The organism is Campylobacter armoricus, assembly GCF_013372105.1.
In the GTDB taxonomy this organism is placed as follows: Bacteria; Campylobacterota; Campylobacteria; order Campylobacterales; family Campylobacteraceae; genus Campylobacter_D; species Campylobacter_D armoricus.
On record NZ_CP053825.1, the window covers coordinates 1,074,625 to 1,092,486 of the forward strand.

20 protein-coding genes and 1 pseudogene are annotated in these 17,862 nt (G+C 28.6%); 7 read left to right on the forward strand and 14 right to left on the reverse strand.

From position 1 onward, the window contains the following. Nucleotides 1–37 precede the first annotated feature (37 nt). Nucleotides 38–1,933, forward strand: a complete 1,896-nt coding sequence (locus CARM_RS05555) for an NAD(P)/FAD-dependent oxidoreductase (RefSeq protein WP_139427133.1) — start codon at nucleotides 38–40, stop codon at nucleotides 1,931–1,933. Nucleotides 1,934–1,963: 30 nt separating this feature from the next. Here CARM_RS05555 and CARM_RS05560 read toward each other — a convergent pair. The 6 genes and pseudogenes from CARM_RS05560 to CARM_RS05585 all read right to left on the reverse strand — a co-directional run. Then, nucleotides 1,964–2,119, reverse strand: a pseudogene (locus tag CARM_RS05560) (DUF2165 family protein); the annotation flags it as partial. A gap of 385 nt (nucleotides 2,120–2,504) precedes the next feature. Continuing rightward, the gene (locus tag CARM_RS05565) at nucleotides 2,505–4,628 is read right to left on the reverse strand and encodes a heavy metal translocating P-type ATPase (RefSeq protein ID WP_139427135.1); all 2,124 of its coding nucleotides are present in this window, start codon (nucleotides 4,626–4,628) and stop codon (nucleotides 2,505–2,507) included. Further along, the gene (locus CARM_RS05570) at nucleotides 4,621–4,812 is read right to left on the reverse strand and encodes a heavy-metal-associated domain-containing protein (protein ID WP_139427137.1); all 192 of its coding nucleotides are present in this window, start codon (nucleotides 4,810–4,812) and stop codon (nucleotides 4,621–4,623) included. Before CARM_RS05570 ends, CARM_RS05565 begins: the two co-directional genes overlap by 8 nt. Then, nucleotides 4,812–5,744 carry a cation diffusion facilitator family transporter gene (locus CARM_RS05575; RefSeq protein WP_139427139.1) on the reverse strand — a complete coding sequence of 311 codons (933 nt, stop codon included), beginning with the start codon at nucleotides 5,742–5,744 and terminating at the stop codon, nucleotides 4,812–4,814. The genes CARM_RS05570 and CARM_RS05575 overlap by 1 nt, the downstream gene beginning before the upstream one ends. 30 nt (nucleotides 5,745–5,774) lie before the next feature. Next, nucleotides 5,775–6,089, reverse strand: coding sequence for a DMT family transporter (locus CARM_RS05580; protein ID WP_139427140.1), 315 nt, complete (start codon nucleotides 6,087–6,089; stop codon nucleotides 5,775–5,777). Further along, nucleotides 6,086–6,427, reverse strand: a complete 342-nt coding sequence (locus CARM_RS05585) for a DMT family transporter (protein WP_139427142.1) — start codon at nucleotides 6,425–6,427, stop codon at nucleotides 6,086–6,088. The genes CARM_RS05580 and CARM_RS05585 overlap by 4 nt, the downstream gene beginning before the upstream one ends. 146 nt (nucleotides 6,428–6,573) lie before the next feature. On the opposite strand from CARM_RS05585, the gene CARM_RS05590 reads away from it, so the two are divergent. From CARM_RS05590 to CARM_RS05615, 6 genes are all read left to right on the forward strand, one after another. Next, entirely contained in the window at nucleotides 6,574–7,281 is a 708-nt protein-coding gene (locus CARM_RS05590; protein ID WP_139427144.1) for a YebC/PmpR family DNA-binding transcriptional regulator, read from the forward strand. Nucleotides 7,282–7,289: 8 nt separating this feature from the next. Further along, complete coding sequence (locus CARM_RS05595) at nucleotides 7,290–7,772, forward strand: peptidylprolyl isomerase (RefSeq protein ID WP_139427146.1); 483 nt, start codon at nucleotides 7,290–7,292, stop codon at nucleotides 7,770–7,772. Nucleotides 7,773–7,819: 47 nt separating this feature from the next. After that, nucleotides 7,820–8,248 carry a trehalose-6-phosphate synthase gene (locus CARM_RS05600; protein WP_139427148.1) on the forward strand — a complete coding sequence of 143 codons (429 nt, stop codon included), beginning with the start codon at nucleotides 7,820–7,822 and terminating at the stop codon, nucleotides 8,246–8,248. A 49-nt stretch (nucleotides 8,249–8,297) separates the two neighbouring features. Further along, complete coding sequence (locus CARM_RS05605; protein WP_139427149.1) at nucleotides 8,298–8,909, forward strand: DedA family protein; 612 nt, start codon at nucleotides 8,298–8,300, stop codon at nucleotides 8,907–8,909. Nucleotides 8,910–9,079: 170 nt separating this feature from the next. Then, on the forward strand, nucleotides 9,080–9,856 hold the full coding sequence (locus tag CARM_RS05610) for a threonine/serine exporter family protein (protein WP_139427151.1): 777 nt from the start codon (nucleotides 9,080–9,082) through the stop codon (nucleotides 9,854–9,856). Continuing rightward, complete coding sequence (locus tag CARM_RS05615) at nucleotides 9,853–10,365, forward strand: threonine/serine exporter family protein (RefSeq protein WP_139427153.1); 513 nt, start codon at nucleotides 9,853–9,855, stop codon at nucleotides 10,363–10,365. The genes CARM_RS05610 and CARM_RS05615 overlap by 4 nt, the downstream gene beginning before the upstream one ends. Nucleotide 10,366: 1 nt before the next feature. Here CARM_RS05615 and argS read toward each other — a convergent pair whose 3' ends face one another. From argS to rpsB, 8 genes are read right to left on the reverse strand one after another with little or no spacing between them, the layout of a single operon-like run. Continuing rightward, entirely contained in the window at nucleotides 10,367–11,962 is a 1,596-nt protein-coding gene (argS, locus tag CARM_RS05620; RefSeq protein WP_139427155.1) for an arginine--tRNA ligase, read from the reverse strand. Between the two features lie 9 nt (nucleotides 11,963–11,971). Further along, nucleotides 11,972–12,211, reverse strand: coding sequence for a twin-arginine translocase TatA/TatE family subunit (locus CARM_RS05625; RefSeq protein ID WP_139427157.1), 240 nt, complete (start codon nucleotides 12,209–12,211; stop codon nucleotides 11,972–11,974). A 1-nt stretch (nucleotide 12,212) separates the two neighbouring features. Next, the gene (gmk, locus tag CARM_RS05630; protein ID WP_139427159.1) at nucleotides 12,213–12,827 is read right to left on the reverse strand and encodes a guanylate kinase; all 615 of its coding nucleotides are present in this window, start codon (nucleotides 12,825–12,827) and stop codon (nucleotides 12,213–12,215) included. After that, nucleotides 12,824–14,443, reverse strand: coding sequence for a hypothetical protein (locus tag CARM_RS05635; RefSeq protein WP_176301006.1), 1,620 nt, complete (start codon nucleotides 14,441–14,443; stop codon nucleotides 12,824–12,826). Before CARM_RS05635 ends, gmk begins: the two co-directional genes overlap by 4 nt. Nucleotides 14,444–14,499: 56 nt before the next feature. Beyond that, a complete protein-coding gene (gene fliR / locus CARM_RS05640) occupies nucleotides 14,500–15,270 on the reverse strand; it encodes a flagellar biosynthetic protein FliR (RefSeq protein ID WP_139427274.1) in 771 nt (256 codons plus the stop codon). After that, nucleotides 15,257–15,892, reverse strand: a complete 636-nt coding sequence (locus CARM_RS05645) for an ABC transporter ATP-binding protein (protein ID WP_139427276.1) — start codon at nucleotides 15,890–15,892, stop codon at nucleotides 15,257–15,259. Before CARM_RS05645 ends, fliR begins: the two co-directional genes overlap by 14 nt. Nucleotides 15,893–15,894: 2 nt before the next feature. Next, nucleotides 15,895–16,971, reverse strand: a complete 1,077-nt coding sequence (gene tsf, locus CARM_RS05650) for a translation elongation factor Ts (protein WP_139427278.1) — start codon at nucleotides 16,969–16,971, stop codon at nucleotides 15,895–15,897. Beyond that, nucleotides 16,971–17,756, reverse strand: a complete 786-nt coding sequence (rpsB, locus tag CARM_RS05655) for a 30S ribosomal protein S2 (protein ID WP_012661799.1) — start codon at nucleotides 17,754–17,756, stop codon at nucleotides 16,971–16,973. The genes tsf and rpsB overlap by 1 nt, the downstream gene beginning before the upstream one ends. Between the last annotated feature and the right edge of the window lie 106 nt (nucleotides 17,757–17,862).

Genomic DNA, 17,862 nt, shown 5'->3' on the forward strand with positions numbered 1-17,862 from the left:
AAAATAAGAGTTAATATATCTTATTTTAAGGACAATCATGCAAAGAAGAGACTTTTTAAATGGAATGGCTTTAACTATACTTGCAGGAATGACTCCTTTGCAAGTTTTATATGGTAAAGAAGCTAAGATCGAAGACTTCACTAAAGAATACTACCCACCTAAATGGCTTGGACTAAGAGGAAGCAATAATGCAAGCTATGAATTTGCACATATGTTAAGAGATGGTGAAAAATTTGACTTTAGTGCTATTAAACCTAAACAAGAATATGACTTAGTTATAGTTGGAGCTGGTATTAGTGGATTAGCAGCTGCCTGTTTTTATCAAAATAAATTTGGAAAAGATAAAAAAATTTTAATTCTTGATAATCATGATGATTTTGGCGGACATGCTAGAAGAAATGAAATAGAACTAGAAGATGGAATTATTTTAAGCTATGGGGGTAGTGAAACTTTTCAATCTCCCAAAGCATTATATTCTAAAGAAGTAGTAGGATTGTTATCTTCTTTAGGAGTAGATATTGATGAATTAGCTAAACGCTTTGATATAAATTTTTACCCTGATTTAAAACTTAGTAGAGGTGTGTATTTTTCTAAAGCTGAATTTGGAGTAGATAAAGTTGTAAATGGAAATCCTAGAAAAGTAATTTGTGATGATATTCCAGAAGAAAAGAACAATGGCAAAAGTATAGAAGATTTTATAAAAGATTTTCCGCTAAATGAAAAAGACAAAAAAGATTTAATCGCTTTATTCAAAAGCGAAAAAGATTATCTAAAAGGTATGAATAAAAAACAAAGAGATGAGTATATAGCCAAGACAAGCTATAAAAAATTTTTAGAAGAAAAGGTTAAACTCTCACCTCAAGCTATAAAATTCTTTGAAGGTATGACAGATGACTTTTTAGCGTTGGGAATTGATGCTGTTTCTTGTGAAGATGCTAGAATTTCTTTTTTACCTGGATTTGATAAACTAGGTCTTGATCCTATTGAAGGTGACGCACTAGCTGAAATGGAAGAACCATATATCCACCACTGTGCTGATGGAAATGCAACTGTTGCTAGATTGATGGTTAAAAGATTGATTCCTGAAGTATCTAAAAAAGGCAAAGACATGGATGATATTACTTTAGCCCATTTTGATTATTCTAAACTCGATCTTGCTAAAAACAAAGTTCGCTTAAGATTAAATAGCACAGTAATAAATGTAGAAAATATAAAAGATGGAGCTTTAATAACTTATGTTAATAAAGGCAAAAATTATAGAATAAAAGCAAAAAAAGTAGTAATGGCAAATTACAATAGTATGATTCCATATATCATACCAAGTTTGCCACAAGAACAAAAAGATGCTTTGAGTAAAAATGTAAAAACATCGCTTTTACACACTAAAGTCATTATAAGCAATTGGGAACCATTTATAAAACTTGGTGTTCATGAAATTTACTCACCTAAAATGCCTTATGCTAGAACAAAACTTGATTATCCTGTGGATATGGGAGGCTATCATCACCCAAGAGATCCTAAAAAGCCTATTTGCGTTCATATGGTTTGCTCTCCTTTGGCTTTTGCAAATATTCAAGGAATTGATCTTGATGGAATGGATGCAAGAGATAGAGCTAGAGTGGGTAGAAATTTATTATTTACCATGAGTTTTGAAGAGCACGAAAAAATCATTCGTGATCAACTTCAAGGTATGTTAGGCTCAGCTGGATTTAATCACGAAAAAGATATTAAAGCTATAGTTGTAAATCGTTGGGGGCATTGTTATTCATATACTGAAAATAGTCTTTTTGATGATAGAGAAGAAGCTCAAAAAACAATAGAACTTGCAAGAAAACCTTTTGGAAATATCGTTATAGCAAATTCAGACTCTGATTGGTCAGCCTATATGCATTCAGCAATTGATCAAGCATATCGTGCCATTAATGAATTATAATATCAAACTCCTTTTTAGGAGTTTGATAAATCAATCATCATTTTTGATACCAATATAAATTAAAGCTAAAAGCATATAATTTACTAATCTAGTAGCATCAGGCAAGCCATTCCAAATTTTACTCATCAACATATTAAACAATTCTACAGCCACAATTTTAAAACCAAAGCAAGCAGTGATAAGTTGATGTAATAATTTTAAATTTTGGCTTCATAGGAAACTTTTTAAATCTCAATCTCTAGCTTTAAACATATCTAAAACACCTTTTATAGCTAACACGCTATGAAAGTTAAAATATAAGCTATATGATATATAATAGTGAAGTAATAGCCCTTAAAGCATTTGCATAAATAAGCAAGTAGCGTCCATACTCATACGCTTTTAACCAAGAATTTAATTCTAGTCTATAACATTTTCAAAAACAATAATGATCTGCTAAAGAAACAACATTTTATAAAATTATGATTTTGAAAACCTAATCATATTAATCATAGAAAAACAATTACAATCAACTAGAATCAATTCTCTATCCTAAATAATTTTATATTTGTTGTTATAATTTATTAATTACTTAAAACCTTAACAATCTTAAAGAATTTAATACAACTGTTATCGAACTAAAACACATTACTAAAGCTGCCAAATGCGGACTAAGAGTTATAAATGGCACAAAACCTGCTGCAATAGGAATACACAATATATTATAAATGAAAGCCCAAAAAAGATTAAGTTTGATGATATCTTTGGCTCTTTTAGAAAGCTCAAAACAATAAGATATTAAAGATAAATCATCTTTTATCAAAATCAAATCTCCACTCTTTTTAGCAAGCTCACTTGCTTTGGAAAAACTTATACTAGCACTAGCTAAATTCAAAGCAGGCGCATCATTAATACCATCTCCTACAAAAAGAACTTTTTCTTTTTTTGTTTTTTCTTTTATAAATTCAAGCTTTTGTTCAGGCTTTAATCCAAAATAATACTCATCAATATTTAACTCTTTTGCAATTTTTGAAACACTTTTTTCATTATCTCCGCTTAAAATAATGCTTTTTACACCTTTTTGTTTTAAATTTGCTATTAAATCTTTAGCTTCTTTTTTAAGCTCGTTTTTTAAACAAACTCCACCAAGACAAATTCCATTTTTTGCAAAATATAGCGATACAGGTGCTTGATCTTCAAATTCTTGCAAAAATCTCTTACTTTTTTGTATATTAATGTCATTTTCAAACATTAACTTTTCATTGCCTATTAAATACATATCTTCATTTTCTTGATAAAGCAAACCACTACCTATTAAAGCACTTAATTTTCCTTGCAAATTTAAATTTGCATTAAAATCTTTAGCAAAAGCCTTTGCGATAGGATGTGAACTTAAATTTTCAATCTGTGCGAGTTTTTGAAAGTCTTCTTGAATTAGATTATGCTTATAAATACTTAAATTATCTTGACTCAAAGTGCCTGTTTTATCAAAAATAGCAAGTTTTATACTAGATAAATTCTCTAGCACTGCAGGATTTTTCACTAAGATAAAATTCCTTGCACCATTTGCTAAAGCACTTACTATAGCTATAGGAGTTGCTAAACCCAAAGCACAAGGACAAGAAATTAAAAGTGTAGCACAAGCGTGTAAAAATGCTAAATTTATACCTTCTTTAAAATACCAAAAGGCAAATACAAAAAGTGATAAAATGATAATACAAGCTACAAAATATGCTGAAATTTTATTAGCTAAATCAGCCAAAGGTGTTTTAATATTTCCGGCTTTAAAAATAAGATCTTTGATTTGCTCTAATGAACTTTCAATAGCCTTTTTATTTGCCTTTATTTTCAAATTTCCATTAATAAGCACACTTCCTGCTAAAATTTCATCATCTTGTTTTTTAAAAAGTGGTAAAAACTCCCCTGTTAAAAAACTCACATCTACTTCAGCTTCACCACTTATAATCACTCCATCAGCAACAACACTCTCACCCTCTTTTACCAAAACCACATCATCTTTTTTCACAAAAACACTAGGTATGCTTTTTATACTTCCATCTTCTAAAAGTATATTGGCTTTTTTTATATCTATACTTTTTAATTTATTTTGATATTCTAGAGATTTAAATTTAGCCTTTTCTTCCAAGTATTTGCCTAATAAAACAAAGCTTATAATCATCGCTCCACCACTAAAATACAAATAATCATCTTTACTAAATACTTGAAAATACACAAAAAAAGAATACAAAAATGAAGTAAAAGCACCTAAGGATATCAAAGTATTCATATCTAAATTTTTATGTCTTAATCCTTTAAAAGCATGGATAAAAAAATCTTTCCCACAATAAAAAACCACTATTATAGATAAAAACATTTGAATTAAAGCAGAAACATTTCCTTGAATAAACATTTCAAAATACATCACAATAGAGCTTAAAATTATGCTTATAATAAGCTTTGTTTTCATATTTTTAAGCTCTTGGAGTTTAAACTCATATAAATTTTGCTCTTCTTGTAATATTTCAAAGCCTAAAGCTTGTATTTTTTCCTTAATTTTTGTTTCTAAAGATAAATCTTTAAGTAAAAATACTCCGCTAGAATTTACATAAGAAACACTTGCATCTTCCACACCATCAATCTTAGAACAAACTTTTTCTATAGCATTAGAGCAATTAACACAAGTCATATTACCTATTTTTAATTTTAACTCATTCATTATCTAGTTCAAAACCTAAATCTTGCAATTGTCTTTTAAAATCTTGTTCCTGTTCTGGCTTTAGATCAATCTCAATGCTTTTATCTTCAAGGTTTATTTGCATAATGCCAAATTCATCTTCCAATGAAGTCTTAATTAAATTTACACAACTTTGACAATTAATATTTTTTGTCTTAATTTTCATTATTTTTCCTTTACTGGTTGAATAGTGCAATGACCTATTTCGAAATCATTGTATAATTTTTTTGCAATATTTTTATACAAAATATCAAATTCTTCTATAGTTTTAATATCAACCCTAATATGCATTGAAACTACAAACATTTTATTTGTTATTTGAGTTATATGCAAATCAACTATCTCAAGAACTTCTCGATGTTCCAAGATAATATTATGAACTTTTGTTATATCAACTGGAGAAGCTTCAAGTAAAATATTACCACTTTGTTTTAATAAAACAACCGCCCATCTAATCAACAATAAAGATAAAATCAAAGCTAAAATTGTATCAATATATACTATATTTGTAAAATAAATTACTACTCCTCCCACAACAACAATCATGGAACCTAATAAATCACTTATCATATGTAAAAAAGCTGATTTCATATTTACATTATCTAAATTTGCACCTTTAAACATCATAAAACCATTAATTGCATTCACAATTAATCCTAAAAATGCAATTATTATCATTGTTTTAACATCAATTTCACTAGGAGTAATTAGTTTTTCTATCGCTTCATAAATTATAAAAAAAGCTGATAAAATAATCGTTAAAGCATTAACAAAAGCAACAAGAATTTCCAGACGAAAATATCCAAATGTTTTTTGGCAATCCTGCCATTTTTCTACAGCTATAATAGCTAAAAAACTTAATGTCAGAGCAAAAACATCTGAAAACATATGCAAAGTATCACTTAATAAAGCTAAAGAATTAGAAATAATTGAATACACAAATTGAACAAGCATCATAGAAAAAGTCATTAAAAGAGAAATTTTTAAAATTCTTTTATCCATCGCTCTAGCATCAGTATGAGTATGAGTATGATGATTGCAAGAATGATGATGAGAGTGCTTTTTCAATATAGGTTGATGAGATAAATAATCATGCATTATTTTTCCTTATAATTTAAAAATTAAAACCTAAGTATTTAAAAGAATTACTGCCAATATAACTATAAAAATTCCCACAATACCGGTTTTATTTAATCTTTCTTTATATAAAACCCATCCACCAAAACAAGTACCTATAATGCCAATGGCACCCCAAGTAGAATATGCAATACTCAATGGAATATATTCTAAACTAAAAGACAACAAAAAGAATGCTAATATTGCACAAAAAATTGCACTAATTCCCCAAAATTTATATTTAAAACCTTCAGATTTTTTTAAAAGCAAATTAGCAATGATATCCAAAACTGCAGATATAACAATGACTAATAAATATAGCTTCATTTTTCTTTTACCTCTCCTAAATTAATCATTATTATTCCTATTATAGATAAAACGATTCCTAGAATTTGAAAATTTGTCAATTCTTCTCTAAACAATACAAAAGAAACTAAAAGAATTAATACCATTCCTAAGAGTTCCCATACAGCATAGGCTATACCTATTTGAATTTTTCTTATAGCCAAACCCATAAGAAAATAGGAAAACGCAATAAACAAAGCCATAAAAATATATCCAAAAACTTTATTTTCCATTTTTAAAAAACTTGTTCCTACTACTTCAAACACAATAGCACCTATTAAAAAAAACCATGCAATTAAAATATCTTTTTTGATTCCCATAATTTTGCCTGCTTATTTGATTTATATAGTTGTAAAATAGTAATTCTAAGAATTTAGATATTCTATCACAGCATTCTTTAAAATCAAATTTAGAGTTCTTAGTTTATACTTTTAACTTTAAAACAATAACAAGAAAGAGAGATTTTATGGGAAGAGCGTTTGAATACCGCAGAGCCTCCAAAGAAGCAAGATGGGATAAAATGAGCAAACTTTTTCCAAAACTTGCAAAGGCTATACAAGTAGCAGCAAAAGAAGGTGGAGTTGATCCTGATATGAATCCAAAACTTCGTAGTGCTATAGCTACTGCAAAAGCTAATAATATGCCAAAAGACAACATAGACGCGGCTATCAAAAGAGCAAATGGCAAAGATAGTGCAGATATTAAAAACATTCACTATGAAGGAAAAGCAGCACACGGAGCTTTAATTATCGTTGAATGTATGAGTGATAATCCTACACGTACAGTAGCTAATGTAAAAGCAATTTTTAGCAAAAATGGTGGAGAAATTTTACAAAATGGCTCTTTGACCTTTATGTTTTCACACAAAGCTGTATTTCATCTTGAAAAATATAATGGTGATTTGGAAGAACTTGAACTAGAACTCATTGATGCAGGGCTTGAAGAGCTTGAGCAAAATGAAGAAGAGTTGCTAGTTGTAGGTGATTATACTGCTTTTGGTGAGCTTAGTAATGCTATAGAAAAAAAGGGTTTAGTGCTTAAAAAAGCAGGGCTTGAGTATCTTGCAAACAACCCTGTAAGTTTTAGTGAAGAACAACTTCTTGATATTGAAAAATTGCTTGATAAATTAGAAGATGATGATGATGTTCAAGCGGTTTATACTAATATAGAATAGGAGCAAATATGCTTAAAAAAATTGATACAAAAGATGCTAAAAAATATAATTTTGCTATTATAAGCACCGAAAAAGGCGATATAAAATTAGAATTATTTCCCGATGAAGCACCACAAACTGTGTGTAATTTTGCAAATTTAGCTAATGATGGTTTTTATGATGATCTTATCTTTCATCGCGTAATACCAAATTTTGTTATACAAGGTGGTTGTCCTTATGGTATAGGTTCAGGCGGTCCTGGTTATGAAATAGAATGTGAATGTGATGGACAAAAACACAAACATTTAAGAGGTAGCTTATCTATGGCTCATGCTGGTAGGGATACTGGTGGATCGCAATTTTTCATCTGTCATAGTTCTCAACCTCATTTAGATGGGGTGCATACTATCTTTGGACAAATCAATCCTGAAGATAAAGAAAGCTTGGAAGTACTAGATAATATTAGAGCAGGTGATAAAATTAAAACAATCCAAATTTTAGAAAAAATTTAATTCCATATCTCCTTAAAAATGTGCTATGATTTTTAAGGAGATTAAGTATGTATTTTATTTTTCTTTGTATTCATATTATCTGTGCTATATTTTTTATAGCTTATGTGTTTTTTGATGTTTGCATATATCGTTTTGCTTATAAACACGAAAACAAAGAAGATTGTGATAAAATCAAAAAAGCCTATACCAAATCAAGTATTATTATCTTTGCTAGTATTTTTATATTGCTTTTATCTAGTGGATTTTATTTGCTAAGTTTTTATGAATTTGTGTCCTTTTGGGATATTTTTAAAAGTAATCTTGGAATATTTTTATTTATTAAACTTACTTTATTGATAGCTATGCTTGGTTTAACCTTGTATTCTTTATTTTTTATAAAAATATTAAAAAGAAAAGATCCTTTAAAATCTCACTTGATTGCATTAATCTTGTGCATTTTAATAGTCATTTGTGCAAAAGCTATGCTGTATTTTTAAAACATTAAAACTAAACCTATATCATTAACTTAAAAAATAAAGGTTATTTATGCTTAGTGATGTTATTGACTTTTTACTTACTCTTGCCAAAGATTGGGGTTATTGGGGGATTATTTTTCTTATGTTTATTGAAAGTTCCTTTTTTCCTTTTCCTAGTGAAGTGGTTATGATACCAGCTGGATATTTGGCTCATCAAAATGACCTTAATTTTTGGTTATGTTTGCTTTGCGGGACTTTTGGAGCACTTTTAGGGGCTTTACTCAATTATTATTTGTGTTATTTTTTAGGACGCAATGTTGTTTTAAAAATATGCAAATATTTTGGAGTCAATGAAGCAAAATTTACTCAATTTGAGACATTTTTTAACAAACACGGAGAAATCTCTACTTTTAGTGGAAGATTAATCCCTGGCTTGCGTCAATACATTTCCCTACCTGCTGGACTTGCAAGAATGGATTTAAAAAAATTTATATTTTATACTGGTTTAGGAGCTGGCATTTGGTGTTTGATTTTACTTGTATTAGGCTATGTTTTAGGAAAAAATGAAGATTTAATTAAAGAATATCTACATTTAGTCATTATTGCTTGTATTGTTTTTGCAGGTATTATTTTGACCATATATATCTATGTTCAAAAAAGGAAAACTCATAAATCAAGCTAAGTTTTATATTTTGAATAATTTTATTTAATATATTTTAGATTTATATTTTATTAAATACAAATATATCAATTAAGCTTTTGTTTTTATTTTTTTGCAAAAATTTTAATTTTATAAGATTTTATATTTTAAATTTGATAAAATCTTATAAAAACTATTTTCAAAGAATGTTTATGAAAAAACCATCTATTCAGAATTTAACAAATTTTTTGATCGAATATATCAGCATTTTTTTAAGTGCAGGAACTTACACAGCTAGAGTAGCAAAATGTGTCGGAAGAATAGCTAATGCTTATGGTTATGAAATTAATATGAATTTCTTCTTTCATCATACTACATTAAATATTTTTGATAAAGAAGATAACTCTATACAAAGAACCTATATCATACCCAATAAACACAATCATATTAATTTTAAACTTATTTTGGAGCTAAGTGCTTTAAGCTGGCAAATTCATGATCGTAAATACAACCTAGAAGAAGCCAAGCTTTATCTTTTAAAGCTCACGCAAATTAAAAAAGCTCCATTTTTAGCTAATTTGATTTTAGTATCTATAGCAAATTCTGCATTTTGCAGACTTTTTGGTGGAGATTTTTATGGATGTGTATTCGTATTTTTAGCTACTTTGGTAGGATTTAGTTTAAGAATTTTTCTAACTAAAATAAAAATTGATTTACGAATTCAATATATTTTATGTTCTTTTTTGTCTTCTTTGATCGTGTTTTTTGGAGTAGATTTAAAACTTATTCAAGAGGCAAATATTGCCTTGGGTTCTAGTATATTGTATTTAATACCTGGAGTTTATTTTATAAATTCTATTATTGATATTTTAAAAGATCATATACTTATGGGACTTAGTCGCATTATTAGCGTAGCTATACTTGTATGTTGTATTGCCATTGGAATTTACACTACACTTAGCATTAATGATTTTGGAATTTTAAGATGATTGATTATTCTTCTATATTATGGGATATGTTTTTTGCAGCTCTTACTGGTTTTGGCTTTGCTTATGTGTGCAATCCACCTTTTAAAACACTTATATTATCAGCTATATTAGCCGCTATAGCTCATGGCATACGCTTTACATTAATAGGATATTTAGGTTTTCAAACCTTAGCTATTGCTACTTTTATAGCCTCTTTTAGCATAGGTTGCCTTGGCTTATTTTTAGCAAAAATCTTTAAAACTCCTGCTGAAATCATAGCTTTTCCTGCTCTCATACCTATGATACCAGGAATTTATGCTTATAAAGCAATCTTATATCTAATTTCTTTTATACGCTCTGAAAATACAAGCGAACAAACTAGTTATTTGATTCAATTTTTTAATCATTTTTTTACTACACTTTCGGTAACTTTAGCACTAGCTGTTGGAGTAAGTGTAACCTTGCTTTTGTTTTTTGAACAAAGCTTTATGATGACAAGAAATATTAAAAAAGATAAAAACCACGATTAAATCAATCGTGGTTCATTTTATTTTTAGCTTCAATACCCATAAGAGAAAAAGCGGTTTTAATACTCAAAGCACATACTGCAAAAAGTTTTAAAAGTTCATCTTCATTTTCTGAACCTACCACTTTATTTTCATTGTAAAATTTGTGAAACAAAGAAGCTAAATTTTTTAAATAATCAGGTATTTTTTGCAAAGCTCTTGATTCAAATGCATCATTTAGCACAGCTTTTAAATTCAAGCTTTCAAACAAAAGATTCATACCATCTTCATTTAAACTATCAAAACTAGCATAAATAACATCATTTATATCTTTACCTGCTTTAGCAAAAACTTGATGAATTCTTGCATGAGCATAGTTAATATAATACACAGGATTTGAACTATCTTCTTTTTTAAATTCATCTACATCAAATTCTAAATGTGTATCACATTTTTTGCTAATAAATATATATCTTAAAACATCACTACCAAGCTCTTCTAAAACATCACCCATTAAGATGAAATTTCCAGCCCTTTTACTCATCTTATAAGGTTCGCCATTTTTTAAAAGTGATACCATTTGTGCTAGGATAATTTCAAGTTTTTGACTATCATAACCTAAAAAATCCATAGCAGCTTTCATTCTAGCTATATAGCCATGATGGTCAGCCCCCCATATATTAATACACTTATCATAACCTCGACTCATTTTATCTTTATGATAAACTATATCAGCAGCTAAATATGTTCCTTTACCATCGTCTTTAATAATTACGCGATCTTTTTCATCGCCTTTAGCACTTGATGCAAGCCAAATTTTACTTTCTTTCTCATAAATTCCACCATGCTCTTTTAAAGCATTTAAGGTATTTTCTAATTCATTATAATAGCTTGTCTCACTCACATAAGCATCAATAAATATCTTTGCATCAGCTAAATTCTGTTTGATAATTTTTAGCATCTTATCCTTAGCCCAAATAGCTAATTGCGGGATATTTTTTTCTATAAAAAAACCTTTTTCAAATTCAACAAAAGCTTCTTTTGCAATATCGCTAATATATTCACCTTTATAATACTCTTCAGGATATTTTACTTGCTCTTTTAAACAATGCTCTTTCACTGCAAGTAAAATAGAAAGTCCTAAAAGATAAATTTGATTACCTGCATCATTAACATAATATTCTGTATCAAATTTATAACCTAAATGTCTTGCTACTCTAGTTAAAGTATCACCAAAAATAGCACCCCTAGCATGACCTATATGCAAAGGACCAGTTGGATTTGCACTAACATACTCGAGCAAGAAACTTTCATTTTTTTGTTTATCTTTTGCAAAATTTTCTCTATTTTCTAAAGCTTGAGTTGCTAAAGAATTTAAAAAAGATCTTGAAAGTTTAAAATTTACATAGCCATTAAGTGCTTCAACACTTTCAAAACACTCACAATCTTTCACCTTAATAACAATATCATTGGCGATTATCATGGGATTTTGCTTTAATTCTTTAGCCAAAGAAAAAGCCAAAGGTGTAGCAAAATGTGCTAAATTTTTATTTTTAGGATTTTCTAAAATAAAATCTTTTCCTAGTTTTTCTTTAATTTCTTTATAAACTAAAGTTTTCAATGTTTTACCTTAAGCTTTTTTTGCTTCTTCATTGTTTTCTTTTGCAAGAACATCTTTTTCATTGATTTTTTCAATTTTTTGTGTATCATCTCGCACTATTTTCTTATCATCTTCAGTATTCATTTCATCTTTAAAAGTTTTAATACCTTTTCCCAAACCCTTAGCAAGTTCTGGAATTTTTTTTGCACCAAAAAGCAACACTACAATAAGTAATATAATCAACCATTGGGTTCCGCTTGGCATATGCATTTTATTCTCCTTTGTTCCATTGAATTTGAATTTGTTTTAAATCATATTTTTTGCTTTTTAATTTTGAAGCCTCAAAAATTGCTTCCAATTGTCTATAGCTTTTTTCAAGATCATCGTTTATGATTAAAAAATCGTATTGATCTAAATAAGCCATTTCGTCACTAGCATTCTCTAATCTTTTGCTAATATCTTCTATTTTATCAGTATTTCGCTTAATTAATCTTTTTTCAAGTTCTTTTTTATTTTTAGTGGTAATAAATACAGAAGTTATATAATCTGACATTTTTTCTTTAGCTATACAAAAACCTTGTACATCTATATCAAAAATAATACTTTTACCTTCTTGCAATGCTTTTTTTACGGGTATTAAAGAGGTGCCATAGTAATTTTTATGCACCAAAGCCCATTCTAAAAATTCGCCCTTTTCTATGCCTTGTTTAAATTCCTTTTCACTAATAAAAAAATAATCTACTCCATTTTTTTCACTTTCTCTTGGAGCTCTTGTTGTGCTTGAAATAGAAAAATAAATATTATCTTTTTCTTTAAAAAGTCTTTGAAGCAAAGTGCTTTTACCTGCTCCACTTGGTCCTGAAATAACTAAAATTTGACCACTCAATGTTTATCCTCATCAAAACTTATATTAATATTTATATTCATTTTCATACCTTTTAAAGCCGCCTTTAGAGTATCATCTGTAATGCTTGAGGTAATGGTTTGTGCTATACTCTTACTAAGCTCATTAACCATTTCATCTTCTTGTGTATTGACCATCTTATCATCTTTTGTTGCAATCTCATCTTGTGTTTTTGAAACTGGCTTATTAGTTGTTACTTTTTCACCCAAAGCCATCATAACATCATCTTCACTTAAAGTTACAAATTCATCTTGCTCTATATTTAAATTTTCGCCCATATTTTCCTCTATATTTTCCTCTATATTTTCCTCTATATTTTCCTCTATATTTTCCTCTATATTTTCCTCTATATTTTCCTCTATATTTTCCTCTATATTTTCCTCTATATTTTCCTCTATATTTTCCTCTATATTTTCCTCTATATTTTCAAAATTCATCTCATTTTCATCTGTTTTACTAGGTATATTATCATCAAGTATTTCCGATATATCTTTTTTTGAAGAAAAAGATTCTAATAAATTTTCTAGTTTATCTTTTTCGTTTATTATTACAAGATCTTCATTGTCAAATTCTTGCATTTGCAATTCATCAACATCACCAAATTCTTCATCAAGTTCATCAATAGCAGCAAGCTCTTCTTTGATTTTATCTTGTGTGCTTAATTCATCTTCTACTTGAAAATCAACACTCTCTTCCTCTTCTAATATTTCTTCCACTACTGGTTCATTTTCCTCTATAACATTTTCATTTGATTTTTCATCACCGATAAACTGAGCATCTTGTGGCAAATCATCGAAATTTATTTCTTTTTCATCTACTTCTTCAACCATAGGTAAGCCATTAAAAAAATCGGCAGTGGTATTTTCTTCTATATTTTCTTCTATATTTTCTTCTATATTTTCTTCTATATTTTCTTCTATATTTTCTTCTATATTTTCTTCTATATTTTCTTCTATATTTTCTTCTATATTTTCTTCTATATTTTCTTCTATATTTTCTTCTATATTTTCTTCTATATTTTCCTCACTAGATAAACTTTTTTCTGATAAATCTTCCTCTGTTTTTTCTTCTAGCAAATCCAAATTATCATCAAAACTCAAATCTTCTTCTAATTGGTTTTCAAAAAAATCTTCTTGTAGCTTCATTTCTTCATCTTGTTTTTCATCAAGCTCTGATAAATCAATATTATCAAGTAATTCACCACCATTCAAAGGTATATCTTTATCAAGCAAAACATCATCATCAAAACTCAGCAATTCTTCATCAAGCTTTTCATCTTCTTTATTACTTAAACTTGAAAAAGAAATCTTATCTCCACTTAAAAATTCTATAAAATCTGTAGGTAAAAATGGTTTATATAAGCACTCTATATCTTCTTTTTTTTCTTGATTTCTGGGTAATAAATAAATCAGTCTATTGCAGTTACTTTTTAACTCATCTAAACCAACATCACTATCGTGATCTAATATGATAATATCATAAAAATCTTTTATTTCTTCAATATTTGATACTTCTTCAAAATCATAACCTAATTTTTGCACACCTAGGCTAACTAATTTAGATACAGCGGTATTTGAGTTTACCAACAAAACCTTCATTTGCATCTCCCGATATAAAAATACATTATTTTAAAACATTTTTAATTATTTATTGCTTATATATTAAAAAATAACAACTCCATATGTTCAAAACTTTTTATCATCAAATTTTTAAAATATTGCATCATGATAAGCAAAATGGCAATAAGCACTGCAAAAGATAAAAATATCTTGATAGGATAACCCACCACCAAAAGATTAAATTGTGGCATAGTTTTCATAAGCATTCCAAAAATCACATCTGACAATAAAGAAATAGCCAAAATTGGAAAAGCTATAGAGAAACCTAAAACAAATATATTAACCATGGCTTTATTCAAATAAAGCATCAAATTTTCATGTGGATAAAATCCTCCCAAACTGATATACTCTAATGAATTTGATATAAAAAGTAAAATTAAATGATGTCCATCAAAAGCTAGAAAAACAAGTAAAGCTAGTAAATTTAAAATTTGAGAAATTACTGGTGAATTTACTCCGGTAGTTGGATCCATAACACTAGCCATAGAAAAACCCATAGTAAAAGATACTTGCTCACCAGCCATTTGCAAGATAGCAAATACCATTTGCAAAACTAATCCCGCGATCATCCCAAACAATACTTCACTTAAAAGATATAAAATAAAAAAAGAATCAGGAGTATCTCCTTCAAGTTTTGCTAAAGGATATAAAAACATTGTTAAAAATAAAGCAAAGGTTGTTTTTACAACCAAAGGAATATTATTATGGGAAAAAAATGGAAAAAAAACAATCAATCCACTCATTCTAGCAAACAAAAGCATGAAAATTACAACATTTTCATCGCCTAAATACTTAACAAATTCCATGATTATTTAAATGATAAATTTTATCACACTTCTTTGCAAGTTCTTGATCATGGGTAACAAATACTAAAGCTGCGTTGTTTTCTTTAGCATAACTAATCAAAATATCTATAACATTTAAAGCATTTTTAAAATCCAAATTTCCTGTAGCTTCATCAGCAAAAATAATCTTTGGTTTTTTACTTAAAACCCTAGCTATACTTACTCTTTGTTGTTGTCCACCGCTTAATCTTGTGATCTTTTGGTTCATTAAATCAGCAATATCAAGCTTTTTTAATAATTCATAGTCTATATTTTGATTACTTAAAATACTCGCAAGTTCTATATTTTCGAAAGCCAAAAAACCTTTGAATAAATAGTGCATTTGAAAAATAATACCAAAATCTTTTCTTCTAATTTTTAATAATATTTCATCTTTTAAAGAATATAAGTCTTGGTTATTATAAAAAACTTTTCCTGATTGAGGTTTTAACAAAGTTGATAAGATATGCAAAAGAGTAGATTTACCACATCCACTACTGCCTTGTATTGCTATACAATCTTTTGCATTTAAAGATAAATTTAAATTATTAAAAAGCGGAATATCAAAACCATGACTTAAATTTTCCGCTTTTAAAAGTTCCATTATTAACCAATTTGTGCAGCAACTTCAGCAGCAAAATCTTCGGTTTTCTTTTCTAGACCTTCACCCACTTCAAAGCGAATGAATTCTACTATTTTAATAGTACCACCAAGCTCTTTTTCTTTATCAGCGATTACTTGTTCGATAGTTTTTTTATCATCCATTACATAAAACTGACCCATTAAAGTAAGTCTGCTATCAAGTTGAGAATTATCTGCTATAAAACTATTTAATTTGCCTGGAATAATATTAGGCCAAATTTTTTCAGGTTTTCCTTGAGCTTGAAGTTCGGCTTTAATAGCTTCTTCAGCTGCTTGTATTACTTCTTGAGTAAGTTGTTTTCTACTTGCATATTTAGGAATTTTGTGCTCTGGTTTATTAGGATCTTTTAATCTTCTTCTTTCTTCGTTTTCTTTTTCTAATTCTGCAACTAAAGCTTTGTATTCATTTTCTACAAAATCCATATCAAGATCTTCATAAGATAAATAACTCGGCTTCATTGCAGCAATATGCATACATACATGTTTTAAAAAATCTCCACACTTGCTAGCAGTAACTTCACTATCACAAGCTGCAGCAATAACCACACCAACACGACCATTAGTGTGAATATATCCATTAACTATACCATTGGTACCCGCTTTTAAAGTAGCAAATCTTCTTACAACTAAGTTTTCTCCAATAGTTGCAATTTGACTTTTTAAATACTCTTCAAATTTAACACCATTAATTTCACTTGAATGTAATTCTTCAACATTCTCAAGACTCTTAGCTTGGATATGTGCAGTTGTATCTTTTGTAAGAGCAATAAACTGCTCATTTTTAGCAACAAAATCAGTTTCTGAGTTAATCTCACTAACCGTTGCACTTTTAAAGTCATCGCTTACTTTTACACTTACCAAACCTTCAGCAGCTAAACGATCAGCTTTTTTATCAGCTTTACCAAGGCCTTTTTCTCTTAAAAGTTGCACTGCTTTTTCAAAATCACCATCTGTATCTTTTAAAGCATTTTTACAATCCATCATACCTGCACCAGTACTCTCGCGCAGTTCTTTTACCATTTGTGCAGTGATTTCAGCCATTACTCTTTATCTCCTTCAAAATCTTCTTCACTCATAGCTTCTTCTAAAACTTCTTTTTTTTCTTCTTCTGAAATTGGTTGTTCTTCATTTGCTTCTCCATCTTGCTCTCTTAAAGCTTTACCCTCATTTATAGCTTCAGCCATTTCTTGACAGAAAAGTTGAACCGAACGAATTGCATCATCGTTTCCTGGAATTGGGAAATCAACTAAGTCAGGATCACAATTTGTATCAAGTGGAGCAACTACAGGAATTTTTAATCTATTAGCTTCCTGAACTGCTATTTTTTCTTTTACAGTATCAATAACAAAAATCATATCAGGTTGAGTTTTCATATATCTAATACCACCAAGATATGCTAATAATTTTTCTTTTTTTCTTGTAAGCATTAAAGCTTCTTTTTTAGTTAAAAGCTTAATACTTCCATCTTCTTCCATTTTTTCTATAACTTCTAATTTTCTAATTGATTGGCGGATAGTTCCAAAATTTGTCATCATACCACCAAGCCATCTATGATTTACATAAGGCATACCGCATTTTTCAGCATATTCTTTAATTGCTCCACCTGCTTGTTTTTTAGTACCTACAAATAAAATTGTTTTACCTTCAGCAGCAGCATCACGAACAATGTTATATGTATATCTAAAATATCTAAGTGTTTTTTGCAAATCAATTACATAGATACCTTTTCTTTCTCCAAAAATAAATTTTTTCATTTTTGGATTCCATCTTCTTGTTTGGTGTCCAAAATGCACACCACACTCTAATAAATCTCTCATGCTAACCATGAATTCTCCTTAAAAAAATAATTAGGTTTATTCCTCCACATTCTTTAACCCATAAGCAACCTAACAAGGAAATTAATGTGTGCGAAATGAAAATATATTATAACAA

Excerpts from the sequence above, each read along its gene's own strand:
- tsf (WP_139427278.1), bottom strand. The coding sequence starts at position 16,971 with ATGGCTGAAATCACTGCACAAATGGTAAAAGAACTGCGCGAGAGTACT.
- CARM_RS05595 (WP_139427146.1), top strand. The coding sequence starts at position 7,290 with ATGCTTAAAAAAATTGATACAAAAGATGCTAAAAAATATAATTTTGCT.
- fliR (WP_139427274.1), bottom strand. The coding sequence starts at position 15,270 with ATGGAATTTGTTAAGTATTTAGGCGATGAAAATGTTGTAATTTTCATG.
- rpsB (WP_012661799.1), bottom strand. The coding sequence starts at position 17,756 with ATGGTTAGCATGAGAGATTTATTAGAGTGTGGTGTGCATTTTGGACAC.
- CARM_RS05645 (WP_139427276.1), bottom strand. The coding sequence starts at position 15,892 with ATGGAACTTTTAAAAGCGGAAAATTTAAGTCATGGTTTTGATATTCCG.
- CARM_RS05555 (WP_139427133.1), top strand. The coding sequence starts at position 38 with ATGCAAAGAAGAGACTTTTTAAATGGAATGGCTTTAACTATACTTGCA.
- CARM_RS05585 (WP_139427142.1), bottom strand. The coding sequence starts at position 6,427 with ATGGGAATCAAAAAAGATATTTTAATTGCATGGTTTTTTTTAATAGGT.
- CARM_RS05605 (WP_139427149.1), top strand. The coding sequence starts at position 8,298 with ATGCTTAGTGATGTTATTGACTTTTTACTTACTCTTGCCAAAGATTGG.
- CARM_RS05565 (WP_139427135.1), bottom strand. The coding sequence starts at position 4,628 with ATGAATGAGTTAAAATTAAAAATAGGTAATATGACTTGTGTTAATTGC.
- CARM_RS05590 (WP_139427144.1), top strand. The coding sequence starts at position 6,574 with ATGGGAAGAGCGTTTGAATACCGCAGAGCCTCCAAAGAAGCAAGATGG.
- CARM_RS05615 (WP_139427153.1), top strand. The coding sequence starts at position 9,853 with ATGATTGATTATTCTTCTATATTATGGGATATGTTTTTTGCAGCTCTT.
- CARM_RS05575 (WP_139427139.1), bottom strand. The coding sequence starts at position 5,744 with ATGCATGATTATTTATCTCATCAACCTATATTGAAAAAGCACTCTCAT.
- CARM_RS05570 (WP_139427137.1), bottom strand. The coding sequence starts at position 4,812 with ATGAAAATTAAGACAAAAAATATTAATTGTCAAAGTTGTGTAAATTTA.
- CARM_RS05610 (WP_139427151.1), top strand. The coding sequence starts at position 9,080 with ATGAAAAAACCATCTATTCAGAATTTAACAAATTTTTTGATCGAATAT.
- CARM_RS05580 (WP_139427140.1), bottom strand. The coding sequence starts at position 6,089 with ATGAAGCTATATTTATTAGTCATTGTTATATCTGCAGTTTTGGATATC.
- CARM_RS05635 (WP_176301006.1), bottom strand. The coding sequence starts at position 14,443 with ATGAAGGTTTTGTTGGTAAACTCAAATACCGCTGTATCTAAATTAGTT.
- CARM_RS05600 (WP_139427148.1), top strand. The coding sequence starts at position 7,820 with ATGTATTTTATTTTTCTTTGTATTCATATTATCTGTGCTATATTTTTT.
- CARM_RS05625 (WP_139427157.1), bottom strand. The coding sequence starts at position 12,211 with ATGCATATGCCAAGCGGAACCCAATGGTTGATTATATTACTTATTGTA.